We start from the raw sequence: 6192 nt of genomic DNA on the forward strand, positions 1-6192 counted from the left end.
TGCATATGCAGGCACTCATGCAGTTTGTGCCGTACTTTCGGAATTCTTACGGTTCATCAGAATAAATACACTGACCAAATTGCCTAAAAATACGCCATTCATTGCGCCGAATAACAAACAAGTCCCGATGATAAAATTCGTATCAGTTCTAAAAGCTGGATTCATTACGATGAGAACATTTTCAACATATTTCATTGAAAACATCCCCAACAAAATGAAAAATGGCTTCCAGCTTCCGGCCAAATGAACTAGCCCTTCCGGTGTTAGCGTCACTGCATTTTTATTTCTAAAATACAATAAGGTGCCCAGGCACGACACACATCCTATGCCCCAGCTCAGTGCGGCATTGATCTGTAATCCGAAATGTTGAAAAATTCCTTGCAATGACCAAAGTAGCATCACTATTGGTAATATTATGACCGTCTTCAAACTCACGGTACGGTCTTGAGTGGCCTTAATCCCGCGAGAAAGTAAAAACAACAAGATAAACCAGACCCAGATCGGTGTATTTGTCAAAATTGCCTGTAGCATCATTATCTCCTTTAATACGTTTGGTTTAGTACGGATCAGTGTGACGACGTAATTTGCTTATGTAATGTGCTTTGCGATCAAGCACAAATTAAAGTCGTAAAAGGGGTCAAATGCGGCGTGAGTTGATCTGACGAGACGTGTAGAATGTCAGGTTTTCTTCGTTTGGAAACGCTATGTGGTTCAAGAATTTACAGATTTTCCGTCTTACCTCTTCATGGCAAATCACGGCTGAGGAGTTACATACCCAACTCTCCCGTGTTGCATTCTCCCAATGTGCTTCCAATGAAATGCAAAGTCAGGGGTGGGCGCCACCACGTAATAACGAGATGTTGGTGCATAGTGTGAATAAACAATTTTTAATCTCACTGGCAACCGAAAAGAAATTATTACCCTCAAGTGTGATTAACCAGGTTACCAAGGCTCGAGCGGCTGAGTTAGAAGAACAGCAGGGTTTTGCCCCTGGTCGTAAAGCAATGAAAGACTTGAAAGAAAGAGTCACCGATGAATTGTTACCTCGCGCATTTGGCGTAAAGCGCAATACAGCCGTATGGATTGATCCGGTCAATCGCTGGCTGGTCATTGATGCTTCCAGCCCTTCTCGCGCGGATGAAGTGGTCAAGTTGTTGCTGAAGTGTTGTGACAAGTTACCGCTCGAAGGCTTACGAGTTAAGTCGTCCCCACAAGCAGCCATGACTTCTTGGTTGGCAGGCAATGAGGCACCCAAAGGCTTTACGATCGATCAAGATACCGAATTGAAGTCATCAACGGAAGATAAAGCGACCGTGCGTTATGTTCGCTATACCTTGGAACCAGACGATATTCAAAAGCACATTGCAGCGGGCAAACAATGCACCAAGCTTGCGTTGACTTGGGACGACCGTATCAGCTTTGTCCTGACCGATACGCTGACCATCAAGCGCATTAAACCTTTGGACATTCTGGATGAAGATAAAGATAAAGGTACTAACGAAGAAGAGCGTTTTGATGCCGACTTCATGTTAATGACTGCTGAATTAGCTAAGATGCTGGATGACATCGTATTTGCTTTGGATGGCGAACTAGAGCCAGCAAAAGCGGCGTAAGTGTTCTTAGCTTCAAAGATAAAGACGAGTCCGACTCGTCTTTTTTTTTCGGCTAAATTCCTTACTTAAAAGCATGGTGATGAAAATGGAACGCCGCAGCGAGAGAAAAGGTCATTTTCGGTTTCTATACTGATCAGCCTGGTCGCTATGACGCTTTGATTCCAGGGAGCTAATTAGCAAAAATATTTACGCATATGGCAAGCAGCTTCCAGCGATTAATAAATCAAACTTATGTTTAGTGTAAAACCCTTATCGCAAAAAAAGAATCGACACTTTTGCTATCCTTTTTATTCTCGCACTGGCAATGGTCACGTCAATCGTTCTCTTTCCATTTATATCCACCTGCATTATTTCTTACCTCGCAAGCATAGAGTCAGATTTTACCGCAGGCGCTGGTGGCGCGGCAGTTGGTATGTTACTGAAGATGCTCTGTGTCTTCCTCTCGCCAGTCTGGATATGTTTACGATTTTATTTCAGGAAGAAACTAGATTGGCCATGAGATGCCTTCAAAGAAACCAGTCGCGCCAGTGAATAAATTGATGCGGAAATGAAAAAAGGCATATAGCTCATTGAGTTATATGCCTTTTCTTTTACTGGCGGAGCGGACGGGGCAGTGAAAAAAACTCACCCATCAATTTTTTCAACCAATAAAATCAAGGACTTAGCAACATTATTAATAAAAGGAAACAGAAAAACTGCTACCAATTCTGCTACCACTGCTAAACGAATGTGGATTTTAGCAGTTTTTTAATGATTAAAGCAAAAGTTGCTTTGGTGGAATTAGCAACTCCCACGGTGGAACATCAAGTGATTTTGCAATCAGTTCAATATTTGATAGTGAAATGTTCCATCTTGATCGTTCCACAGCAGAAACATAGGTTCTATCCAAACTACATTCAAGAGCCAATGTTTCTTGCGACCAACCTTTTTGTACTCTCAACAATCTCACATTAAATGCAAACACATCCCGAAGATTGTTCGGATCTGGCAAATTAGTTGGGAGTTTTGGTATGGCAGACATTCCGCCAAGATATTCTTATGAAACATTTGCATCCACGGAGTTTGCTTCACGTATAGTGATTGATTACCTGAATTTGTCAATACTTGCAAAATACTGCAAAATGCACCATGTTATTTGCCAATACTGCAATAATTTTTTATTCCAATTTTACGAATTTTGAGTGCCAGTTAGGTTTTTATGGATGAGATTAATAATCTGATATTAAATATATACCAAGCAAGCCAAAACACCTCTGTTTCTGAATTTTCGGACAAAGTTTTTTCGTTTATAAAAAAAGAGATTCATTTTGATTCAGGCGGTTTCTGTGATTTTAGCACTTCAACTATATCTGGAATAAAACTGGTATCTGCTGCCGCACATAACGTATCCACATACGATAAATTACATGCCAGGCAAGAGTATATTGAAGCTGAAATCGCAGAAGGACCGAATAAATTAATTAGTGAAGATCCATCACTTGCTTTGGCATTTAAAAACAAGGGGAAGTCAGTTGCATTATCTATTTCTGACAAACGGCTTAAACCAAACTTAGTTGCTTATGGAAAAAAAACCGAGAGCTTTCAAACGATGGTTATGGTACTAACACCTGCAATTCCTGATCGATTTCAAACACTGTCTCTTTGGCGTAGAAAAAATAACGTCAACTATATTCAAGACGATAATTCCAAAGCAAATATAATACTTCCCCACGTGTTTCAAGCGTTTGCCATTAATCGTCAAATTCATAAAATTAACGAAGTAAAAAATCCCATGAACGGTACTGCAATTTGTTCGTTGATGGGAACGATTCATTTCATTGATGAAGTTTCCGTTGAGTTTTTATTTAGTGAATTTCATGAATGGACACCACCATTTCTCCCATCCATATTGTTAGAAAAATTACGATCAACTTCCGAAAAAATTTACATCGGAAAACAATTCACACTTACTGCAAGACTGCAAAAAGATTTTATACTTTTAAATTTTAAAAAAACGACGACCTTTGAAAAGTTATCTCCAACCGAGTTAGTCATTGCTGAAATGCTGTCACGCAATGAAACATACAAAGCAATTGCTCAAAAATTAGGCAATCAACCAGCAACAGTAAGAAATCAAGCCCATAGTATTTACTCAAAATTTGGCATTTCTGGCAAGGCTGAATTGACTAAAATTCTCACTAATTCATAGAACATCTATTCTATAGATGTCTTCACTCCAAGCAAATACAATTGAACTTAATGATTAGAAAGTTAATTTAAATTTATGCGAGGAGAACATTTGTGAAATCCAGTACCTTAGTAGCAATCCTGATTAGTATTACCTTGAGTGCATGTGGTGGTAGCAGTGGTAGTAACAATAGCGGTAGTGGAGGCAATGGTGCTAGTACAGGTGGCGGTAACTCAGGCTCAGGAACGCCATCAACTAGCAATCCTGTCACCACTGGATATTTGGATTTTAATTATTTGCAAAATGTGAATGGAACACCGGCATCAACGACAGCGAGCATCGTTGATAAAGGACAAAATAATGCAAATGCCATCACTTTTTTCAACGGTTCAGCAACTGTCACTACGACCTCTGGTGGCTATAATTGGGGATCACCATTAACAGCAGGTGTAGGGATTTCTACTGCTTCAAATAACTCAAATGTCCCATCTGTTATTGAACTTTGTGAAAATATTTCAGGTGTATCATCTACAAAATCTATAGATGTTTTAGTTCAAGGAAAAGCCACAGCAATTACCAATGCTACTGGCTTGGCAAATCAAACATTTGGAACTTACCGTGAAGATTGTGGTACTTCAACAAGTGGTTGGGGTGGTTCTACATTAGTTTTTGATTCAAACGGAAATGCCACATCTGGTAGTGTTACATTAACTGCTGCACAAATTACATCCATGTTAAGTGGCACACCCAATACAACAATTGTCAGCGGTGGATTTGCAACATTTAATGCCTACAGCTACCAAGATGCTTATGGAGCAACTGGATATGCAATTGTGGAGCATTTGGCTGGATCAGTGAACAATCCAACAAAAGGAGTTGTTTCTGTTTGGACTAAATAATCAAAAACAAGCATTAAAAATAAAAAAACCAGTCAATAAAGACTGGTTTTTTTATTTTCGTTAGATCAGCACCACCTGAACCCAACACTATATCTATTGACATTTTAGAAAAATACAATATAAATATAGTACCAAACACAATTCAATCATATTGAATTTCAGGATATTGTCAATACACCAATTCCAGATAAATTTAATTGTCTTGCTGAGTGGTAAGGCAATTTTTACATTAACGGTAGAAATCGAACGATTCAATTAATTGCTAATGCGAATGGCTAATATGAAGGCAGGTTAAAAATATTCAGGTAAACCTGATAACTGTAAATCCCCCTTAGCAGGTAGCAAACCATATTGTTATTATGCAGCGTAACGTGTGGTAAGTAGGTAAGAATGGTAAAGTTGGAAAACCACAGGGAAGACATACAAGGCAGACCCCTCCAACTGTTCCAGTAACGGAACGAACTGCTAAATAGAAATGGTTACTTATTTTCTATCCGGTGCTATGTGATTATCACACTGCTGGCAAAGTCCCAATACCCTAATTTTTTAAGGTAAGGGATGACTTTGCCGGCACCGTGTGATAGCACGGTAAAGGCAAAGTCAAAAGCAGAAGAATTAATAGTACAAATGCAGTTTTAATTAATAGTACACAAGCAAAACAGAATCACGAAGTGTTTCTATCTTTCAAAATAATCACGTAGTGGCTCTTAGATTGCATTAGCAATTAAAAATGGCACGCCGAAAAAAATCACTTTTTTAATTTAGCAATCTGGTTATTTTTGGCATTTGATGCATTTTGATACAAATTAATTTCAGGATCAACCCCAAATTTTTTCTGGATAGCCAAAAGTTGCAATCTCAATTTTTCATTTTCAGATATTAAATTATTAATTTCCTTGCTCTGTTCCACATCTTTATTAATAGCCTCGGCATAAATTTTTTTACGAGCAATAATATTTTCTCGTTCCAATTTTAATTTTTTTTGGTCTGCAATTAACTCTTCCTGCATTTTATGGAAATCAATTTTTGTAAACTCACGATAAATTTTTTTCTCCCTGGTGGCACTATTAATATATGGGGTTAGGTGCTCACGAATTTTATCTCGTATGCTATCAATGGATAATCTTTCACCGACACTAAATTCAATACGATCAATCATTTCATTAATTTTTTTCTTATAACTGGCAGTCATAATTCTATCTACCATTTTATAAAATACTTTTAATGGAACATGTTTTAACCTAGATCCCTTTACTCCACGGATCAATCCCCATTTTTTATTATGCTGTGCAAATTTGGTTTGAAGTTCAACCAAATAGTCAGGATTAATTTTTTCTGAGTTCAAGGACCAAGTTTTTTTCTCACAAATTCCATAACGATTTTTATATTGGCGGATTCAATTTCGAAGTGCAACCACATGTTGATGCGATTGTAACTGCTTCATAAATACTTGGTGCGGCGTTTTGAAGCCGAGACATTTTCTGGGACGATGATTTAAGCTGTTCATCGCCCA

Annotated in this window: 6 protein-coding genes and 1 pseudogene; 3 read left to right on the forward strand and 4 right to left on the reverse strand. The window is 38.2% G+C overall.

Annotated elements, in window-relative coordinates; genetic code table 11:
• Nucleotides 1-15 precede the first annotated feature (15 nt).
• Nucleotides 16-534 (reverse strand): DUF6622 family protein, encoded by a 519-nt coding sequence (locus ACO0K1_RS17080; RefSeq protein ID WP_423027894.1) that lies wholly within the window; start codon nucleotides 532-534, stop codon nucleotides 16-18.
• Between the two features lie 170 nt (nucleotides 535-704).
• Here ACO0K1_RS17080 and ACO0K1_RS17085 point away from each other — a divergent pair, with 170 nt between their 5' ends.
• Complete coding sequence (locus ACO0K1_RS17085; protein ID WP_423027896.1) at nucleotides 705-1613, forward strand: recombination-associated protein RdgC; 909 nt, start codon at nucleotides 705-707, stop codon at nucleotides 1611-1613.
• Nucleotides 1614-2367: 754 nt separating this feature from the next.
• Here ACO0K1_RS17085 and ACO0K1_RS17090 read toward each other — a convergent pair.
• Entirely contained in the window at nucleotides 2368-2634 is a 267-nt protein-coding gene (locus ACO0K1_RS17090; protein ID WP_422996121.1) for a helix-turn-helix domain-containing protein, read from the reverse strand.
• A gap of 177 nt (nucleotides 2635-2811) precedes the next feature.
• On the opposite strand from ACO0K1_RS17090, the gene ACO0K1_RS17095 reads away from it, so the two are divergent.
• Complete coding sequence (locus ACO0K1_RS17095) at nucleotides 2812-3801, forward strand: helix-turn-helix transcriptional regulator (protein WP_422996123.1); 990 nt, start codon at nucleotides 2812-2814, stop codon at nucleotides 3799-3801.
• Nucleotides 3802-3893: 92 nt separating this feature from the next.
• Complete coding sequence (locus tag ACO0K1_RS17100) at nucleotides 3894-4679, forward strand: hypothetical protein (protein ID WP_423027898.1); 786 nt, start codon at nucleotides 3894-3896, stop codon at nucleotides 4677-4679.
• A gap of 748 nt (nucleotides 4680-5427) precedes the next feature.
• On the opposite strand, the gene ACO0K1_RS17105 is transcribed toward ACO0K1_RS17100, so the two are convergent.
• A complete protein-coding gene (locus tag ACO0K1_RS17105; protein ID WP_423027900.1) occupies nucleotides 5428-6024 on the reverse strand; it encodes a hypothetical protein in 597 nt (198 codons plus the stop codon).
• 51 nt (nucleotides 6025-6075) lie between these two features.
• Nucleotides 6076-6192, reverse strand: a pseudogene (locus ACO0K1_RS17110) (IS30 family transposase); the annotation flags it as partial.

This window comes from Undibacterium sp. SXout20W (assembly GCF_049340285.1).
Lineage (GTDB): Bacteria > Pseudomonadota > Gammaproteobacteria > Burkholderiales > Burkholderiaceae_D > Undibacterium.